Consider the following 18,039-nt stretch of genomic DNA (forward strand, 5'->3'; position numbering starts at 1 on the left):
GGTTCTGAGTGTTTTTTATGTTTGAATTGAACAAAGGATGATCGGCCGTAGTGGAGAGTGCATGCGCCAAAGCTACTTGCTGCAGGGTCTATGGACGGGCCTGCTGGGAATATTGATAGGTTGTCAGGAGGTTGCTGCCACCGAGATAAAGCTGGGCGTGCGTACCTCGATAGCCCCTTGGGCGATTCAGAGTAACAATACCGGCATAGAGCTGGATATCGTGCGTGAGTCCCTGGCCTTCAAAGGCTATCAGTTGAAACCGGTGTACCTGCCCCCCGCTCGAATGAAGCGACAGTTCTATGACAAATCGATTGATGGCGTGATGCTGGCCCATGATTCTCTGGGCACTGATGGTGTTTATTACTCGGATTCACACATCACGTTTCAAAACGTTGCTATTACCCTGTCTGAACATGGTTTTGTACTAAACGGGGTAGAAGACTTATCCGGTCGAAACCTAGCCATCGCTGCGTTTCCGAACGCGCGAATATTGCTCGGCAAAAAATTTATGATGGCAGTAGATGGGGCCGACTCCTATCAGGAGATCGCCAATCAGTTCGCCCAGGTTCGCATGCTGTACCGCCGGCGCATTGAATTGATCGTCATAGAACGACAAATTTTTACCTATTACCGTAATAAAGCCCAGCAGATTGGCGATGCCCTATTGCCGGTCAAGGTCCATAGCATTTTCAATCCCAATTATTACAACGTCGCCTTCCATAATGCCAGGGTGCGCGATGACTTTAACGAGGGGCTTCGGGCGCTGAGAGACTCCGGGCGTTATCAGGAGATTTTTGACCAATACCTGAACCCCTAGCAGCCTGCTTGGCCTGAAAGCGGACTAAAATTGGAGCGGGATCCCTATTGTCTTGGCGCGTTAACGGATAAAATACAACAAAGCGATGGGGAGAATGACTATGATCTTGCGGGCGGCAGTCACTGGTGTATTGTTGGTATTAGCGCTTCCGGCGTTTGCCCAGGAAGCGGACTCCGAAGCATTTTTCCCCCAGCAGATGAATGCCAGGCAACTGTTGTTGCAATGTTCATCCAGCTCGATGACGGCCTCGGGTCGTGAACGCCAACGCTATTGCGATGGCTTTATCAGTGGCATAGAGGAGAGTTTGCGCCTGGCAGCCCCCCTGCATGCCAAGCAGCTGATCTGTGCCCCCGAGGGGGTGCGAGCCAAGCAGCTCAGCCGTGCCTTCATCAGCTTTGCTAACAGCCACCAGGCTGACCTGGTCAAGCCTGCGGCGGCCGTTGTTGTAGACGCCTTGAGCAGTACCTACCCTTGCCCTTGATGGCTCGATGGTCGATTGATTGTTGCCCGGAAACCCTATGAGCGATTTACCGCTGTTTAAGCTGTTGCTGGAAGTCTTACACCAGACCCGGGATGGTGTCGGAGTCTTCGATTCTGGCGACCGATTGGTGTTTTGTAACCAGAGTTTTGGCCAGCTGTTTGCGCTCAGTAAAGAGCAGGCTACCGGTCAGACATTCCCGGATCTGATCCGCCATGTCCATCAGGCCAGCACAGGACTCTTGTTTGATACGCCCGATATCGAACAGCTGCTGCAGCAGGTGGCGAAAAAAAAGCGCCGTTCGGTGGCCTATCGCACCTTTGAGAATATTACCCGCGAAGGCACCTGGCACCTGATCACCCAGCAGGTTACCGACGATGACTATATGCTGGTGTTTTGCACGGACATCAGCGAGCAGAAGCGGGCCGAAATGCGAGAGCGCGAGTTGGCGGATAAGTTCAAGCGCTTGTCGGAAACCGATGAGCTGACGGGCATCAGTAATCGACGCAGTTTTTTTGCCCGGGTTGCCAAACAACTACAATATTGTCGGCGCCAGCAACTGCCGGGTGTACTGCTGAGCTTTGACATCGACCATTTCAAGTTGATCAATGATAACTATGGCCATGGCTGCGGTGATGACGTTTTACGCCAGTTACCTGCCCTGATCGCCGAGTGCCTGCGACCCTATGATCTGTTTGGGCGCATTGGCGGTGAAGAGTTCTCGATCTTTGTTGTGGATGCCGACAGCACCTTGGGCTTGTCGATTGCCGAGCGCATCCTGAAACGGGTCGAAAACCACGATTTTGGTCCGCCTCTGACACCATCCAGTGTTACCGTCTCGGTAGGCATGGCAGAAGTTGGCCACAGTTATGATCTTGAGCATTTGATGCATGCCGCGGATATGGCACTGTATGAAGCCAAGCGAATGGGTCGCAACTGCGTACGGGTTGCCGTTGACAGCACCCATGGCTATGAGGGGGCGACCAACTGGGCCCAGACGTTGGTGAAGGTGCCGATGGAAGTCGATATGGTGGTAGATATGGTCAGCGGAGACAATGAACGATGAGCGTGCAGATAGACGATGTGGATTATGGCCCACTTACCCCTCTGTTGGGTCGCTGGCACGGTGACCGGGGTATGGATCGCGCCCCGGAACCCGATGGTATTGAGCAGAACGAATACTATGAAACGCTACTGGTTGAAGCCGCGGGGCTAACCACCAATGCCGAAGAGCAGGAGCTGGTAGCCGTGCGTTATCACCAGTTGGTGAGTCGCAAAAGCAACGACAAGGTGTTTCATAACGAAACCGGTTACTGGATGTGGGAGCCCGCTACCGGGCTGTTGATGCAGTCGTACAGTATTCCCCGTGGCATCAGCGTTCTGGCGGGTGGAGAAGTGACCGAGAATGGCAACCTTCAGGTGCGGGCAGAATTGGATCATCCTCATTGGGGGATTGTGCAGTCACCCTTTATGGCGCAAAAGGCCAAGGTGTTGGCGTTTGATCGTACCCTCAGTTTCGAGGGCGAGGAATTGGTGTACGAGCAAAACACCTTGCTTGATATTTACGGCGCCCAATTTGATCATCGTGACAACAATCGTTTGCAACGCAGTAATTGAATTAATCAGAGGTGCCCTAGTTTATAAAGCTCGAAATAAGTGATCAAAGCAGGATTAAAAAAGGCGCTTGATGGCGCCTTTTTTAATGGTTGTAACCGTTAATCGATCAAAGCTTAAATTGCTTCACAACGGCATTCAGTTCCCGAAAACGCTCCAGTAACTCCTCGGCGGCCTGGGCAGATTGCTGGGCCTGCTGCAAGGTGGTTTCCGATACGTCACGAATCTGATGAATGTTTTTACTGACATCATTACTGACGGCGCACTGTTGTTCCGAGGCGGTGGCCACCTGGTCGTTAAGCTGGTTGATGTCGGAAACCTTGGTTGTGATCTGGTGCAGGGCCTCCACGGTCATCTGCACTTTATCGACACTGCTGTTGGCTTTCTCTCCCGCCTCCTGCATGTAAGAGGTCAGGCTGTCAGATTCATTTTGTAACTGCTGGATCATGGTTTCTATTTCGGCTGTGCTCTCATGGGTGCGTTGAGACAGCGTACGTACTTCGTCGGCAACGACCGCAAAGCCCCGGCCGGATTCTCCCGCACGGGCGGCTTCGATAGCGGCATTAAGCGCCAGCAGGTTGGTCTGCTCGGCAATGGACTTGATCACCACCAATACCGAGCCGACGTTATTACAACGCTCACCCAGATTACGTGAGACTCCCTCCAGTTTGTCGAGCACCTGCTGCAGATCGTTAATTTCGGCGGTGGCAATATTGGACAGGCGATCGGCCTCGCCGGCCGCAGCATCGGCTTCGCTGGAACTGTGGGCGGTTTGTTCCGCGCTGCGCTGCAGCTCTTGCGAAGTGGCTTCCATCTGCTCGATGGCAGCAGCGATCACTTCGGTATCCTGGTGTTCCTGACGAACCGCATCCTGAGTGGTGTGGGCCAGCTCGGAGATCTGGGTGGAGGTGTTGTTGATATGGGTGGTGGATTCGTTAACCCGATCAAGGCTGGAGTGAAAGGCTTCCAGCATGCGGTTCATGGAATCGCTCAAATTCCCCAGCTGATCTTCACTGCGATAGCTGACTCGTTGGGTCAGGTCGAAATTATCGGTGATGGTCTGCAGTTCCTGGTCGATCTGCTCGACAGGTCGGGTAACAAAACGGCGGCAGAACCAGACTAACAAGGCAAAGGCGGCGATAAAGATAGCCACCAGGGCCAGGGCATTATTGGTCACGCTGGACTGAATATGGTTGTTAACCTGGGTGAGATCGTAACTGATTCGAACGGCGCCCAGAATATCCCCCTCTTTATCGACGTCACGCATATGACAGGCCATGCAGTAGCTTCCACGGTACTCCTGCAGCGCTGGAACCGGGCGCAAATGAGTGAAGATCTCCACCCCATCGATGATGCGAATTTCATTGATGGTTTCACCGGCCAGAGCACGACGGTCCAGATCATCGACTACCGCTTCGCCCGGTTTGCCGGGTCCGTAATTCTGATTAATCCGCTCCGAGCGTATTAATCGCGCCTCGACGATGCCATCTTCCCCCATCACCTTGGTGGCTACAATCTCGCGAGTGGCCATCTGCCCAACGTTCATCAGGATATTGACCTGGTCGAGATAGGAGTTAGCGGCAACCTGAACCTTTTCAGCGGCTAACTCATGGCCAAGTCTCGTCTGGCTGCTATTGGTCTGGTAAATAGCGGTGACCAAAATGACCAGGAAGGTGATGAGAAGAGGTGCAAAAATCTTGGCTTGCAGGTTGTTTTGTAACTTCATAGGGATATCTCGGTGCGGGCTCGGTAAAGCGTCCTTTGGGGGTTCTAGTCACCCTATCCGTGTGTGACTCTATGTAGATTTTCGGCAGGATTCACGAAAACTACAGTTTTTAGTTCTTGAAGGAATGGTTGGTATGTTTTTTATACGTTATACGCGATAATGATCGGCATTGAGCTGGCAGAGATCAATGCGGGACGCATCAGCAGCAACAAAAGATGAGGCTATGTCATTTGGTGGTGAGGGAAAAGGCCCATGCCGGATCCATGGGCCACCGATGGTTACCTTTTAACCATAGACCAGATTAGGCAGCCAGGTAATAAGGCCGGGTAAGAGTACGCACAGAGTCAGGCCGAAAGCCTGCAGGGCGAGAAATACCAGCGAGCTGCGGAAAATCGTGGCCATGCTGATGTCTGGCGGGCACACCCCGCGAATATAAAACAGTGCATAGCCAAAGGGAGGGCTGAGAAAAGACATCTGCATATTGACCAGGTAGAGCACGCCGAACCAGAGCACCACATCTTCTCCGGGTACGGCAGGCAAACCGAACAGGCCATCGAAGGTCAGGGATTCCACAATAGGAATAAAAATGGGTACCGCCAGCAACAGAATGCCCACCCAGTCCAGGAACATGCCCAGAATCACCAGCAACACCATCAGCAGCAGCAAAATGCCGTAGGCGGAAAGCCCGGTACCGATGATCGATTCGGTGATAAAGTCCTGCCCGCCCTGAAGAATATAGAAACCGACAAACACCGAGGCGCCAAACATGATCCAGAGCACCATCGCCGAGGCCTTGGCGGTCGTGACGGAAGCCTCGCGTAAGGCACCAATGCTGAAAGAACCATGCATCGCCGCAACCAGCATGGCGCCAAAGGAGCCGATGCCAGCCGCTTCTACGGGGGTTGCGACGCCACCAAACAATAAGCCCAGTACCAGCATCACCAGAAAAATAGGAGCGATCAGGTCTTTTAACAGCAGCAGTTTTTCCTTCAGGCCGATGCGCTCCTCTTCGGGCACCGGTGGTCCGAGTTCTGGGTTGATCAAAGTACGAATCCACACATACGCCAGATACATGCCAGACAACAGCAAGCCGGGAATAATGGCTCCCAGATACAGTTCACCCACCGATTGCTGTGCCACCACCGCATACAAAATGGCGAGGATCGAGGGGGGAATCAGTATGCCCAGGGTGCCGCCGGCCATGATCGAGCCCAGGGCAATTTTATGGTCGTAACCTCGTTTGAGCATGGCGGGCAGAGCGATAATGCCCATGGTCACCACTGCCGCGCCGATTACTCCCACCATGGCTGCAAGAATGGTCGAGGCGATAATGGTGGCCATGGCCAGGCCGCCTCCGAGTCCGCCCATCCATTTGTAGACGACGTTGAACATCTCCTCGATCAGACCCGCCCGTTCCAGCATCGATGCCATAAAGATAAACAGCGGTATCGCGGCCAGGTCGGAGTTGCTCATCATCGGGAAAATGCGCCCTGGAATAATATTGAGCATGGTGGAATCACCCACCAGGTAGATAAACACCACCCCCAGCCCCCCGGTGACGAAGGCCAATGGTAATCCCATCATCAGGGCTACCAATAAGGAGCCAAACATCAGGTAGGTCAGGGAGCCGATCTCGACCTCTTCCAGGCTGCTTGCGAGGCGAAACAGGAAGTACTCATCCTCCCAGGGATCGTAAAACAGAATATTGATCAGCTCGACCGCGACGATAAAGGTCACAGCCAGGGAGGCGACGATTAACAGCAAGGTTCCCAGTAAACCGGAGAGACTTTTCGGGGCGTGTTTGAGAGTCCGGGAGTCCATCAGTGCACCCCCTGTCCGAGACGGACAAAGAGCAGGATATCTTTAATTAACTTGGAGATCCCCGACAGCAGGATGAGGCTGGACCCGAGGAACATCATGCCTTTTACGGGCCAGTACTGGATGCCCCAGGTTTCCACGGTGGTTTCGCTCATATTGAAAGAATCGATAAAAAAGGTCCATGAGGTGCCGGCCAGCGCCAGGGCAAAAATAAAGAAAAACAATGAGGTGAAAATATCCATACCCACCCGTCCGCGCGGCGGTAACTTGTTGTACACCACATCGACCCGAACGTGAGCACCGTGCAGCATGGCGTAACTGCCTGCCAACAGGTACTGCATGCCGAGCATCAGGAAGGAGGCCTCGTGCACCCAGATGGTTGGCATATTGAACAGGTAGCGCATGACCACTTCGAAAAAATAAAAGCAGACGGCATTGACGGTCCAGAATGCGACAAACAGGCCCGAATGTTCGGAGATCCAGTCGATCACTCGAGTGACGGGGGTGGCGATCTCCTCGTGCACAATGATGGATGTTTCTTCGGCTTGCGCCGGTTCGATAGGCGCTTCCTCAGAGACTTCATCTGATGTGGCGTTTGACCGCCGGTCCAGGTAGATCATGATCAATGGCATAACTGCCAGCCAACCCCAATACAACCAGTGGGGCATGACAAAACCAAAGCCTTCAAGATCAGACACGAGGTACTCCCGAAGTTGGGCTGCAGGAACTCCGAATTTGGGCTCCTGCAGCGATTGATGGACGAAAGACCGGTGCTACAGGGAATGTCCCTTGACGTCTTCTGGCGTTACATAGCCGACGATGTCGTTCATCATGTAGTCGAGATGGATCTTGAAGATCTCGGTGGCGGCCGCGTCCTTCTTGGCCCACTTGTACCAGACCGGAATGGCGGCGCGGCGGAACGCCTCCATATCCGCCTGGGTCATCCGCGATACCACACTGCCGGAATCCTTGAACTTCTGCAGCGCCTCGATATTGCGTTTCTGGATGGTCAGGTAGTGATGCATGGAATAGGTTTTGACCTGATCTTCAACAGTTTTTTGCATTTTGGGCGAGAGCTTCTTCCAGGCGCGGGCATTAACGGTCAGGTCCATCAGATCCACGGGCTGATAGACGGACATGACGCCCGGAGGTCCGAACAGAATATGCTTGGTCACCTGGCCGAAGCCGAGATCCCAGTTAACCGCCGGGCCGACATAATCGGCAGCGTCGATGGTGCCTTTCTCCAGCGCCGGGAAGATATCCGAACCGGGCAAGCTCACGGTAGAGACGCCAAACTGCTGGAACACCTCCGCTACCATGCCACCGGGCAGGCGAATCTTCATGCCCTTGAGGTCATCGAGACTGTTGACCGGTTGCTTGGAGTGAATGATATTGGCGTCATGGTGAATAGGGCCAACGTAGAACAGGCCGAATTTTTCATAGATGGCGCGGGTTTTCTCCAGCATGCCCAGGGCGTAGAACATGGTGTCCCACTGGTGGGGTTGGTCGGGCCCGGCGGGGTAAGAGGAGAGAAAGACCGAGGCCGGAATTTTGCCCGACCAGTACAGGGTAAAGGGGTTCATACCCTGAAGCACACCGTTACGCACCGCATCGAACAGGGCGTTGTTGTCGGCGGCGACCGATTTGGCCGGGAAGGGTTTGATGGCCAGTTCACCGCCGGAGGCCTCTTTCATATTGTTAGACCACTCTTCAAACAGCGTGTAACCCACCGTGCCGGCGTCCCAGGTTGACTGTACTTTCCAGGTGGTGGTTTTAGCGGCCTGGGCATTGCCGATAAAGGGGGCGGCGACCACAGCCGTGGTGGCGCCAATGGCGGCCTTTTTCAGGAAACTGCGACGCTCCGATACAGCTGGGGGTGCAGACGGATTATTCTTATCGTTGCTGCTCATTTTCCAGACTCCAGTGTCAGTATTGTTCTAATTATGTTCCTTCAGATGACGGACCTGGCCCTCAGTCCATTGGGCGCTCGGGGGATGCCCGCAATCAATGATATTGCGGAGGGGGCTCCAATACGCCAACTAAAAGATAGCTGGTATGACCAGTTTTTAGTGGTAGTCTGATATCAGTAAATGCAGTTTTTATAATAAATACAGAACGCTACTGGATTGTTGAGTCCCGGTTTCTAAACTCAATGCCAGCTGGTCGTACCACTTATGGCGACCGGTTACATTCAGGGTAAATCTGTTTCCTTGTTAGGATGGCGACATGGACGGTAAAGCAGAAGCTTCATCGGAAACCACGGCCCAGTCGGTTGCCCGGCGGCTGGAGCAGTTGATTGCCGAAGGCAATCTGGTTCCGGGGGAGCGGATGCAGTCGGAACGCCAGCTGGCCCATCGTCTGGGGGTGTCACGCACCATTGTGCGCGAAGCCCTGAAAGAGTTGAAAGGCCGCGGGGTGATCCATACCCAGCATGGCCGGGGTTCCTATGTGGCAGATATTCTGCCGGGTGTGACCCCGGACAGTACCCTGGCTCACCTGTATCGGGACCACCCGCGAACCCTCTACGACCTGTTGGAAGTCCGGGAGTTGCTGGAAGCCGAAGCTGCGGGTCTTGCGGCCGAGCGCGGCACCACGGAAGACCTGTACCGAATCACCAAGGCCTTTGATGCCATGTTGCTGGCACAACAAAACGCCCGGGACCCGCAGGCGATTGCTCGCCTGGACCATGGTTTTCACAGCGCCATTTCGGAGGCGTCCCATAACCCGGTGTTGATTCACACTCTGCAAAGCCTGAATCGTCTGACCCTGAATACGGTGCTGGTTTCGATCAATAACCTCTATCATCGAGCGCCGCAGAAGCAACAGATCGACCGTCATCACCGCCAGCTGTACCACGCCATCATCAGCCGCCAACCCGCCTGGGCACGGAAGGTGGCGGCGGCTCATATTCGTCACATCCGATCACGGATGTCGGAGTTGGAACGGCAAGAGCAAGGTTTGATGCGAATACCGATAGACGATCCGACAGCAGAGTTTCAATCTGATTGACGTTGGTAGCGTCGCTCTGGCCGACCGACACTGCCATAACTGACGCTGGCCTCCAGCTCTTCACAGCTCACCAGGTGCTCCAGATAACGACGGGCGGTGGTGCGGCTGGCCCCGATGCGTTCCCCGACCTGTTCGGCGCTGAGAGGATTCGCACTCTGGACACACTCGCTGCGAACCCGTTCCAGGGTGAGAGGGTCGATGCCTTTGGGCAGGCGTTCTTTGCCGGGTTGAGGCCCGGTATTACCCGAGCGTGGCAACAGACGGTCGACATGGCTTTGCTCCAGCGATTGCAGGTTACGCAGTCTTTGCAGGTGTGCGGCGTAGTTTTGCAGCGCCTCCTGCAGGCGCTCGAACACCAGCGGCTTGAGGATGTAATCAAACACCCCGGCGCGCAGGGCATCGCGCAGGGTGTCGACCTCCTTGGCGGCGGTGATCAAAATGACATCGGTGGCACAGTTGGTGGCGCGCAATCGACGCAGCAGGTCGAGCCCGGTGCCGGTGGGGAACTGCACATCGAGCAGCAGCAATTCGGGCTGGATCACCTCGACCAGGTCCTGGGCTTCTGCCAAACCGTGGGCAATGCCGGCCAGGGTGAAGCCCTCGATGCGTTCGAGAAAGCGCCGCTGAATCTCGGCGATTTGCGGATCGTCTTCGGCGATAATAACTCGGATGGCGGGGTTCATGGCTTCATCATGGGGCCGTTGCGGATCGTTTTCAATCGACATCAGTGCCCTCCTCCTTGGGCAGATACAGGGTAAAACGACTGCCGCCCTGGTCACCCGGTTCGATGGTCAGATGGCCCTTGAGACGGTCAACCAGATTGCGCACCAGGTGCAGCCCAAGCCCGTGGCCCTCAGCCTGCTTGCTGGTAAAGCCTTTCTCAAAAATACGCGGCAAGGTCTCGTCGTTGATGCCAGGACCCTGGTCCTGTATTTCAAAAATCAGATCGTTGCCCAGGTCGGTCATGCTCAGGCCGACTTCGCCCCCGGCACCCTGATGCCCCAGTGTGGCTTCCAGGGCATTGTCGAGCAGGTTGCCAATAATGCTCACCAGCAACTCACGCGGCAGGCGCTCGGGCAGGGCTTTCATCTGGCTCTCGGGATCGATCTGCAGGCTCAGCCCCATCTCCCGCGCCCGGTTGTATTTGCCCAGCAGGCAACCCGCCAGCTGGGGGTCCGGTACCGCTTCCACCAGAAGATGCAGCAGGGCCTGGTGGCTCTGGGTTTCCTGGCCGATCAGGGCCAGGGCCTCTTCGAAGGCACCAATCTGGATCAGTCCGGCGATGGTATGCAGCTTGTTGGAATATTCGTGGGACTGGCTGCGCAGACTCTCCGCGTATTGCTGAATACGGCTCAGCTTGCGGCTTAGCAGATCGAGCTCATCCTTGCGTCGGAAGCTGGATACCACACCGGTAATGTTATCCCCGCGCAGGACGGGCAACCGGTTCACGATCAGGTTGCGATCCTGCAGCCATACCTCGTGGTCGAACTGGGGCTGACCACTTTGCAGGACATCGAGCATATGGCTTTCCGGTAGCACCTCCTGAATGGAGCGGCCGGTTAGTGTGGTTTCGTCATCGATCCCCAGCAGTTGCGCGGCGGTACGATTGAAGGTGGTGATCTGGCCTTCGGCATTGATGGCAATAATGCCTTCGCGGACCGACTCCAGGGTGGCGTTTCGCTCCTCGAACAGGCGGGCAATCTGTTCCGGTTCGAGACCGAAAATGGCCCGTTTGAAGTGGGTGGCAAACCAGATCGCGGTGGCCACACTGAGCAGGAAGGCGAGCAGCATCACGGAGGCCAGGGTCGTGCGATAACGGTCGATCACCGCCTGCACCGAATCGAGCAGATACCCAACCGACACAATGCCGATCACCTCCTCTCCTCTGGCATCGTAAACCGGGGCCTTGCCACGCATGGTGAAGCCCATGCTACCCAGCGCCTTGGACAGGTAAGGGCGGCCATGAACCAATGCCGGGGCGTTGTCATCGCCGTCGTCATCGATCATTGACCGGCCGATGCGGCGGGTATTGGGGTGCGCCAGTCGAACCCCGTCGCGGTCGCCGATCACCACGAAACGCGCGCCGGTGCCTTCGGCGAAGACCAGACTCATGGGTTGTAGCTTTTGGCTGTCGCGGTCCTGCACTCCGGCAATCACCTCGGGTGCCAGAGCAATGGTCTTGGCCACATCCAGGGCCCGCTGGCCGATCTGGTCTTCAAGGGAAACGCTGATGTAATGCAGGGCAAAGGCGCCGATCAGGCTGGTGGGTAGCAGGGCGATCAGGCCCAGAACCAGCACCATGCGGGTTTTCAGCTTGAATTTATTCAACGACAGCACCGGGACAGCTCCATGACTAGCGCAGGGTCTTTGCGTGTTCATTGTGTGTTTATTGTTACCGGCTATGGTAGGTAAGACGCAATGGCAATGCCCGTGAACATTATGCACAAAATGCAGTTTAGGTTTTTAAAAGCCTTTAAACCCGCAAGCTGTGCGTGGCGCCCTGGCAACGACTAAGGTTGGTTTAGATGGCTCTGTGAACAATCTTCTGGAGCTACCGGCGACGGCCAGGCAGGGCTGTCCCGCTGAACAAGAAAAGCAGACCGTAGCGCGGTCATCAATCAGTACGATAACAATAAAGAGGATTTTCCCATGCTAAACCTGTTTAAGCGCAAGCGCGTTTCCCTGATGGCTGCCGCTCTGGTGGGCTGCCTGAGTGCCAGTTCATCCATGGCGGCCAGCCAGGTGGTTGATAAGGTGCATTTTCTGATCCCCGGTGGTGCCGGTGGTGGCTGGGATGGCACGGCCCGGGGGACCGGTGAAGCATTGTCGAAATCGGGTCTGGCGGGAACGGTTTCTTTCGAGAATATGTCGGGCGGTGGCGGTGGTAAGGCGATTGCGCACCTGATCGAAACTTCGGCTCAGCAACAGGGCACCTTGATGGTCAATTCGACCCCCATCGTGATTCGCTCCTTGTCCAAGGTGTTTCCACAATCATTTCGAGACCTGACTCCGGTTGCCGCCACCATTGGTGATTTCGGTGCTCTGGTAGTGCCGGCTAACTCCAAGTACACCAGCTTCAAGCAGGTGGCTGAGGCCTATCTGAAAGATCCTCGATCGGTGAGCATTGCCGGTGGTTCGGCCCGAGGCAGCATGGATCATCTGGTCGCCGCGATGGCGTTCAAGGCTGCCGGTGGTGATCCGCGTAAAGTGAAGTACGTGCCCTACGATGCGGGCGGTAAGGCAATGGCTGGCCTGCTCTCAGGAGAAACCGATGTGCTTTCGACCGGCTTGAGCGAGGTACTGGCGATGGCCGAGGCCGGACAGATTCGCATTCTGGTGATGACCGGTGACGAGCGTTCCGATTCGGCGGCGGATGTGCCAACCCTGAAAGAGCTGGGTTATGACGCCAGCTTCGTCAACTGGCGCGGTTTCTTCGGGGCACCGGGTTTACCTGCGGCCGATGCTGATCGTTTTGCCAACATGCTGAAAGAGATGTACGCCACCGAAGAGTGGCAAGAAGTGCGCGCGCGCTACGGCTGGACCGAGATCTATAAGCCGGGTACTGAGTTTGTGGCCTTCCTGGAGCAGCAGGAACAGGTGATGGGCAACCTGATGCGTGAGCTGGGTTTCCTCAAGTAACCAACGCGGTTGTGCCATAGCGCGCGACGCGATACTGATCTGTGTATTGTCGTTCCGTGCGCGAGGGTTTTGTAAAAAACGCTTGGCAAAATAACAATGTAATAGCGGCTCTCAGGGCAGAGAGCCGCACTCTAACGGGCGCGGACGTGTCCGGCTAAGGTGATTCCAATGATGATGACCAAAGACCGAATCGGTGGGCTATTGTTCCTCTGTCTTTCGGCGAGTTACGGCTATTACGCCGGGCAGATTCCGATGTTACCCGGTGATGAATACGAACCCTTTACGGCTCGCAGTTTGCCTACTGCCCTGGCGGGGCTAGGGGGGATCCTGTCGATCCTGTTGCTGTTGACCAGTCGGGCCAGTGAAGAACAGCGAGTGAAACTGTCCGGGCTCGATTTCTGGCTGGTGGCTAAATTGCTGGTGCTGGTGTCATTGTTTGCTATTGCCTTGTCCTGGATCGGGTTTCTGCTGTCGACGATGTTTTTCCTGATGGGAGGGTATTACCTGTTGGGTGAGCGTCGTATCAAAATCCTGTTGCTAGCCTCGGTTCCCTTTGCCGTTGGCATCTGGTTTGTTCTGGCCCGATTGCTTGGTATTTACCTGGCCCCGGGCCAACTCTACATCACCCTGTTTGGAGGCTGACCCATGTTGGACGGAATAGTAGTCGGGCTCTCAACTGCGTTGGTGCCCTTTAACCTGTTGATGGTGTTTGTGGGGTGTTTTGCCGGTACCTTTATCGGCATGTTGCCGGGTCTGGGACCGATTTCGGCCGTGGCCTTGATGATTCCCATCACTTACGGGCTGGATCCCTCTTCCGGCATCATCCTGATGGCAGGGGTCTACTACGGCGCTGTATTTGGCGGCTCCACCGCCTCTATCCTGATTAATGCGCCGGGCTGCGCCAGTACCGTGGTGACTGCCTTCGATGGCTACCCCCTGGCGCAGAAGAAACAAGCGGGTAAAGCCCTGGCGCTGGCGGCCTATTGCTCCTTCACCGGCGGTACCGTGGGAGCCATTATGCTGTTGGTGGCGGCGCCTGCGTTGGCGTCGGTGTCGCTGAGTTTCCAATCGACGGATTATTTTGCCCTGATGGTGCTCGGCCTGTCGGCGGTCGCCGCCTTCGCCGGTAAGGGGCAGGTGATCAAAGCGCTGCTGATGACGGTGTTCGGTTTGATGATTGCCACCGTGGGCGTCGATGTGATGTCCGGGGCGCCGCGTTTCACGTTCGATTCCCTGAACCTGGTGGATGGGGTCAGCTTCCTGTTGCTGGCCATGGCCACCTTTGCTCTCGCCGAGGTGGTCATGACGGTGCTCAGCGGTCAGCATCGGGAAAAGGCGCCGGACATGAACATGGACCAGCTGGGTAGCATGAAACTCAGCAAGGAGGAGGTGAAAGAGATTGCCCCGACCGTGGCCCGCTCATCGATGTTTGGCTTCCTGGTGGGGGTATTACCTGGCGCAGGGGCAACCATCGCATCGTTTCTCGCCTACGGTTTCGAGCGCAACCTGGCCTCGGCCAAGCAAAAACTGCAATTTGGCAAGGGCGCCCTGCGAGGGCTGGCGGCACCGGAGTCGGCTAACAACGCCGCCTCGACAGGCTCCTTTGTACCCTTGCTGACTCTGGGTATTCCGGGCTCGGGAACCACAGCCATTATGTTGGGGGCACTGATCGCCTATGGTATCCAGCCGGGTCCACGACTGTTTGTGGATAACCCGGAAGTGTTCTGGTCGGTGATCATTTCCATGTATTTCGGCAATGTTGTCCTGCTGATCCTGAACCTGCCGTTGATTCCCTACATCTCTCGCCTGTTGGTGATTCCGCGCCCGATCCTGATTCCGCTGATTCTGTTTTTCTCCATCACGGGGGTATACCTGGTCAGCTTCAACAGCTTTGATATTCATATGATGGTGTTTATCACCATCGCTGCCATTGGCCTCAAACTGCTCGATTTCCCGATGGCGCCTATGCTGTTGGGCTTTATTCTCGGGGATTTGATGGAGCGTAATCTGAGCCGGGCCCTGACCCTCTCCGATGGCAGCTTCTCCTTTCTCTGGGAACGTCCATTAACCCTCGGCATTATCTCTATTGCCGCTATTGTCCTGCTGTTGCCGCTGTTGAGCCGCGTAATCGGACGTCGGGCGCCGGCCCAGGGCGCCGAAAAAAGCATCGCGCGGGGAGAAGGCGGCTAGGACCTTTCACGCAACGACAACGCTGTGCCTTCTGTCCGGGGCTTGATCGCTTCCCTTCGAGTCCCGGGCAGCTTTTTGTGCACATTGTCTCAAACGAATTCTTTGTCGTCTGCTGCAGGAGGGGAACCGGTGCTAAACTCCTAGCCTGAACCCCAGACCCGTTGGCACGTGGAACACCTTCTCTATGCTCGACAGCATTAACAGTAAAATCCTTATCGCTTTGCAGGAAAATGCCCGCATCTCGTTTGCCAAACTGGGTGAGCGGGTTCATCTGTCGGCACCGGCGGTGGCAGAGCGGGTGCGTAAAATGGAAGCGGCCGGCATCATTACGGGTTACGGGGTGAGGGTTGACCTCGATAAGCTCGGCTATCCGATCGTGGCACTGGTGCAGTGCAAGGTGTTTGGCGCCAAGGAAAAAGCGCTCAAGCAGCTGTTGCTGGAGCGCGATGAGGTGGTTGAGTGTTACAACGTCACCGGCGAACAGGCCTTTATCGTCAAACTCGCCGTGAAATCCCTGGCTCTTCTGGATGAGGTGCTGGAAGAGATCTGCGCGGTCAGTGATACCAACACCATGGTGGTGTTGAAAGAGCCGGTGCATCGGGTGCTGCCCGGGGATTTTGGTTAACAGTACTGCTCCGGTGGGCTGGCCTTAAAGGCGAGTACAGGGCGTTTTTGCATGATAAAGAGACGCCTAACCATCTTTATACCCCCCTATCCCACCGCGCGACCGATTCGGATGAAAGACAACGTCTGCTTCCTGCTGTGTGCTTGTAATTGATAGCTGATGTCAACTAGAAGGCTGGGCCATCGATCCTGATAAGACTATACAGGGTAAAAAGCAGGGATAGGTTCCCGGCGTCAGCAAATCCTCAGGTCAATGCATCTGACGTAAACGGGGCAGCGCTTTGCGAAGGCTGGCCAAAATTCGGGTCCAACCCATGCGTTTTTGCCAGGGCTGGCCATCAATGGTCACGTTATAGCAATCAATTTGATCGCTACGAAAGAGCTCAATTCGATGGACCACAGGCGAACCAAAGTCGTAATCGGTAATTTCAATAACCCGGCGTAATTCGGGAAGTTCAGTTATGTCACTTGGTCCGGGAGGTTCCAGTCGTTTCCGCTCACGAGCCGCTCGAGCCTTGGCCAGCAGAGCAACTTGTGTTTGATACTTCTTGCTGCGACGATACATTTAAATAGCCTCCTACCTTACAAGGTAGGTCAAGCTTGCAAGGTACGCTACCTTGTGAGGTCTTTTGAATTAATTGTTATGTGTCAGTGAGGCCAGAATCATGAGTAACTGGAAAACTCAGAAGGGAGATGAGTGGCGCTATGATAATGGTACTATCCACGCGATAGGGGACTTAAACTCGGCTGAGTGCGCATTTCTGGTTGGAGATATTACTTGCTCAAATAGGGAGATCACTGAAAAGCATCTCCTAAATTTCCTCCGTGAGACAAAGGAGAGTTTTTCGGAGTCAGGTATATTTATAAAGCAATCGCGCTTAAAGTCTTCTGCCAAAGAAGTGCTAATGTCTTTAGAGAATAAAGGCTTAGTCTGCAGCAAGGCTTCAGATTCACCACAATCTTTAATTGAGGTGGTTAGCGTGCCGGCAAAAAAGTGGTGGTCGTTGTGGTAGCCACACATAACAAGGCCAAGCAGCATCGCGCACTACGTGCGCTGGACAGCCTTTCCGCGGCTTCGCCGCTCCAAGTCTGCCGCTGTTGGCGGCGTTAAGTGATATGAGAAATATCTTACTATTGTCAGTACTTTTGGCGCTTCCAAGTGTTCCTTTGGCATGCCCTAATATTATTGGGGTTTGGAAATCGTCCAAAGAAAAGAGCATGAGCCACAACCTGTTTAACTCTGGTGCATCGGAGTTACAACTGTCATTCTCGGCACAGGCTTTTGGCAATTTAAAGATCAAGTACTCGCTAGATGAGTCGTATATTTACCCTTCCACATCTGTAGCAATAAGCCTAGATGGTGAGGAGAGTGAATTTTCAGTTGATGAGTCTTTATCAAGTTACAAAGTAGTAAACTGCACAAAAGATACTTTGTTTCTACGGTTTAACTCTGAGGAGTATGGTGCTTACGAAAATACATTTCATTTCGAAGGAGCCGATGTTTACTGGGTGTCTTCTGAGTATGCCCCTGAACTTCGAGAGTATTTTGTCCGTATTTCAGAGTAAGTTACATAGAATGCTAGTTGGCGCACTTAACACCTATACGACCGGGCCTTGTAAAGAAACAAAAAGACCCTAAAACAGCACTTGCTCAGTGCTGTTGTTTATTAGAAACACCTTTTTCACTGCTTGCGATAATTTCATGGCGGGCTTGCCTTTGGGGAGGCTGTACCAAATACCTATCGAGAGTCTTCCTGTTCAATGTATTACTGAGCAGGTGTTTTGATTCATCAAAACGCTACTAGAAATTTATCGGTTACCCTTGGGTCTGGCGCTTCAAAGGTCGGGCTTGCTTGTGCATCCAGTTATAGTTCACTCAGTCAAGGGGCAGCCAAAAGGATGACAGCGCACGGCGGGGGCTTAAGAAGCTAGAGCCCTTATCCGGGCGAAAGGTTGCAGTTTGGCACAATATCTCCCCCTTCCAGAACGGCAAGCAGGTGGTTAATGATTCGAATAGGCCCGTAGGGGGGAGACATGGACGTCGAGCCAACGCTGGAGGCAGGATGCCTCCTTGCGTTGCCAGAATTATTATCCATCTGCGCAGTGCACCCGAAGGGCGTTCTG

Annotated in this window: 19 protein-coding genes; 11 read left to right on the forward strand and 8 right to left on the reverse strand. The window is 54.7% G+C overall.

The features are described 5' to 3' along the window. Positions 1-61: 61 nt before the first annotated feature. From MIB40_RS01940 to MIB40_RS01955, 4 genes are all read left to right on the forward strand, one after another. Positions 62-817: a substrate-binding periplasmic protein gene (locus MIB40_RS01940; protein ID WP_249690134.1), complete on the forward strand. Its 756-nt coding sequence runs from the start codon at positions 62-64 to the stop codon at positions 815-817. 94 nt (positions 818-911) lie between these two features. After that, positions 912-1,298, forward strand: a complete 387-nt coding sequence (locus tag MIB40_RS01945; RefSeq protein WP_249690136.1) for a Rap1a/Tai family immunity protein — start codon at positions 912-914, stop codon at positions 1,296-1,298. A 37-nt stretch (positions 1,299-1,335) separates the two neighbouring features. Next, positions 1,336-2,361: a sensor domain-containing diguanylate cyclase gene (locus MIB40_RS01950; RefSeq protein ID WP_249690137.1), complete on the forward strand. Its 1,026-nt coding sequence runs from the start codon at positions 1,336-1,338 to the stop codon at positions 2,359-2,361. Next, positions 2,358-2,912: a heme-binding beta-barrel domain-containing protein gene (locus MIB40_RS01955; RefSeq protein WP_249690139.1), complete on the forward strand. Its 555-nt coding sequence runs from the start codon at positions 2,358-2,360 to the stop codon at positions 2,910-2,912. The genes MIB40_RS01950 and MIB40_RS01955 overlap by 4 nt, the downstream gene beginning before the upstream one ends. A gap of 106 nt (positions 2,913-3,018) precedes the next feature. Here the strand turns inward: MIB40_RS01955 and MIB40_RS01960 are convergent, their stop codons facing one another. The 4 genes from MIB40_RS01960 to dctP all read right to left on the reverse strand — a co-directional run bounded on the left by MIB40_RS01960 (position 3,019) and on the right by dctP (position 8,363). After that, positions 3,019-4,635, reverse strand: a complete 1,617-nt coding sequence (locus MIB40_RS01960; protein ID WP_249690141.1) for a methyl-accepting chemotaxis protein — start codon at positions 4,633-4,635, stop codon at positions 3,019-3,021. Positions 4,636-4,920: 285 nt separating this feature from the next. Continuing rightward, the gene (locus tag MIB40_RS01965) at positions 4,921-6,456 is read right to left on the reverse strand and encodes a TRAP transporter large permease (protein WP_249690143.1); all 1,536 of its coding nucleotides are present in this window, start codon (positions 6,454-6,456) and stop codon (positions 4,921-4,923) included. Then, entirely contained in the window at positions 6,456-7,151 is a 696-nt protein-coding gene (locus tag MIB40_RS01970) for a TRAP transporter small permease subunit (protein ID WP_249690145.1), read from the reverse strand. The genes MIB40_RS01965 and MIB40_RS01970 overlap by 1 nt, the downstream gene beginning before the upstream one ends. 75 nt (positions 7,152-7,226) lie before the next feature. Further along, the gene (dctP, locus tag MIB40_RS01975) at positions 7,227-8,363 is read right to left on the reverse strand and encodes a TRAP transporter substrate-binding protein DctP (RefSeq protein WP_249690147.1); all 1,137 of its coding nucleotides are present in this window, start codon (positions 8,361-8,363) and stop codon (positions 7,227-7,229) included. A gap of 316 nt (positions 8,364-8,679) precedes the next feature. Between dctP and MIB40_RS01980 the strand changes: the two genes are divergently transcribed. Next, complete coding sequence (locus tag MIB40_RS01980; protein ID WP_249690150.1) at positions 8,680-9,462, forward strand: FCD domain-containing protein; 783 nt, start codon at positions 8,680-8,682, stop codon at positions 9,460-9,462. On the opposite strand, the gene MIB40_RS01985 is transcribed toward MIB40_RS01980, so the two are convergent. Together MIB40_RS01985 and MIB40_RS01990 are read right to left on the reverse strand one after the other, a co-directional pair. Further along, positions 9,450-10,187 (reverse strand): response regulator, encoded by a 738-nt coding sequence (locus MIB40_RS01985; RefSeq protein ID WP_249690152.1) that lies wholly within the window; start codon positions 10,185-10,187, stop codon positions 9,450-9,452. The genes MIB40_RS01980 and MIB40_RS01985 overlap by 13 nt on opposite strands. Further along, a complete protein-coding gene (locus tag MIB40_RS01990) occupies positions 10,177-11,799 on the reverse strand; it encodes a sensor histidine kinase (protein WP_319941609.1) in 1,623 nt (540 codons plus the stop codon). Before MIB40_RS01990 ends, MIB40_RS01985 begins: the two co-directional genes overlap by 11 nt. Before the next feature lie 312 nt (positions 11,800-12,111). Here MIB40_RS01990 and MIB40_RS01995 point away from each other — a divergent pair, with 312 nt between their 5' ends. The 4 genes from MIB40_RS01995 (at position 12,112) to MIB40_RS02010 (ending at position 15,916) form a co-directional block, all read left to right on the forward strand. Next, positions 12,112-13,101, forward strand: coding sequence for a tripartite tricarboxylate transporter substrate binding protein (locus MIB40_RS01995; RefSeq protein WP_249690154.1), 990 nt, complete (start codon positions 12,112-12,114; stop codon positions 13,099-13,101). 168 nt (positions 13,102-13,269) lie between these two features. Continuing rightward, complete coding sequence (locus MIB40_RS02000) at positions 13,270-13,743, forward strand: tripartite tricarboxylate transporter TctB family protein (protein WP_249690156.1); 474 nt, start codon at positions 13,270-13,272, stop codon at positions 13,741-13,743. Between the two features lie 3 nt (positions 13,744-13,746). Beyond that, a complete protein-coding gene (locus MIB40_RS02005; protein ID WP_249690158.1) occupies positions 13,747-15,291 on the forward strand; it encodes a tripartite tricarboxylate transporter permease in 1,545 nt (514 codons plus the stop codon). A 184-nt stretch (positions 15,292-15,475) separates the two neighbouring features. After that, the gene (locus MIB40_RS02010) at positions 15,476-15,916 is read left to right on the forward strand and encodes an Lrp/AsnC family transcriptional regulator (protein ID WP_249690159.1); all 441 of its coding nucleotides are present in this window, start codon (positions 15,476-15,478) and stop codon (positions 15,914-15,916) included. A gap of 249 nt (positions 15,917-16,165) precedes the next feature. Here MIB40_RS02010 and MIB40_RS02015 read toward each other — a convergent pair whose 3' ends face one another. Next, positions 16,166-16,480 carry a hypothetical protein gene (locus MIB40_RS02015; RefSeq protein WP_249690161.1) on the reverse strand — a complete coding sequence of 105 codons (315 nt, stop codon included), beginning with the start codon at positions 16,478-16,480 and terminating at the stop codon, positions 16,166-16,168. A gap of 100 nt (positions 16,481-16,580) precedes the next feature. Here MIB40_RS02015 and MIB40_RS02020 point away from each other — a divergent pair, with 100 nt between their 5' ends. Both MIB40_RS02020 and MIB40_RS02025 read left to right on the forward strand, forming a co-directional pair. Continuing rightward, positions 16,581-16,928 carry a hypothetical protein gene (locus MIB40_RS02020; RefSeq protein ID WP_249690163.1) on the forward strand — a complete coding sequence of 116 codons (348 nt, stop codon included), beginning with the start codon at positions 16,581-16,583 and terminating at the stop codon, positions 16,926-16,928. A gap of 103 nt (positions 16,929-17,031) precedes the next feature. Beyond that, a complete protein-coding gene (locus MIB40_RS02025) occupies positions 17,032-17,481 on the forward strand; it encodes a hypothetical protein (RefSeq protein ID WP_249690165.1) in 450 nt (149 codons plus the stop codon). Between the two features lie 371 nt (positions 17,482-17,852). On the opposite strand, the gene MIB40_RS02030 is transcribed toward MIB40_RS02025, so the two are convergent. Then, positions 17,853-18,039: hypothetical protein (locus tag MIB40_RS02030; protein ID WP_249690166.1), on the reverse strand; the 187-nt coding region annotated here is incomplete at its 5' end.

Source organism: Aestuariirhabdus haliotis, from assembly GCF_023509475.1.
Classification (GTDB): domain Bacteria; phylum Pseudomonadota; class Gammaproteobacteria; order Pseudomonadales; family Aestuariirhabdaceae; genus Aestuariirhabdus; species Aestuariirhabdus haliotis.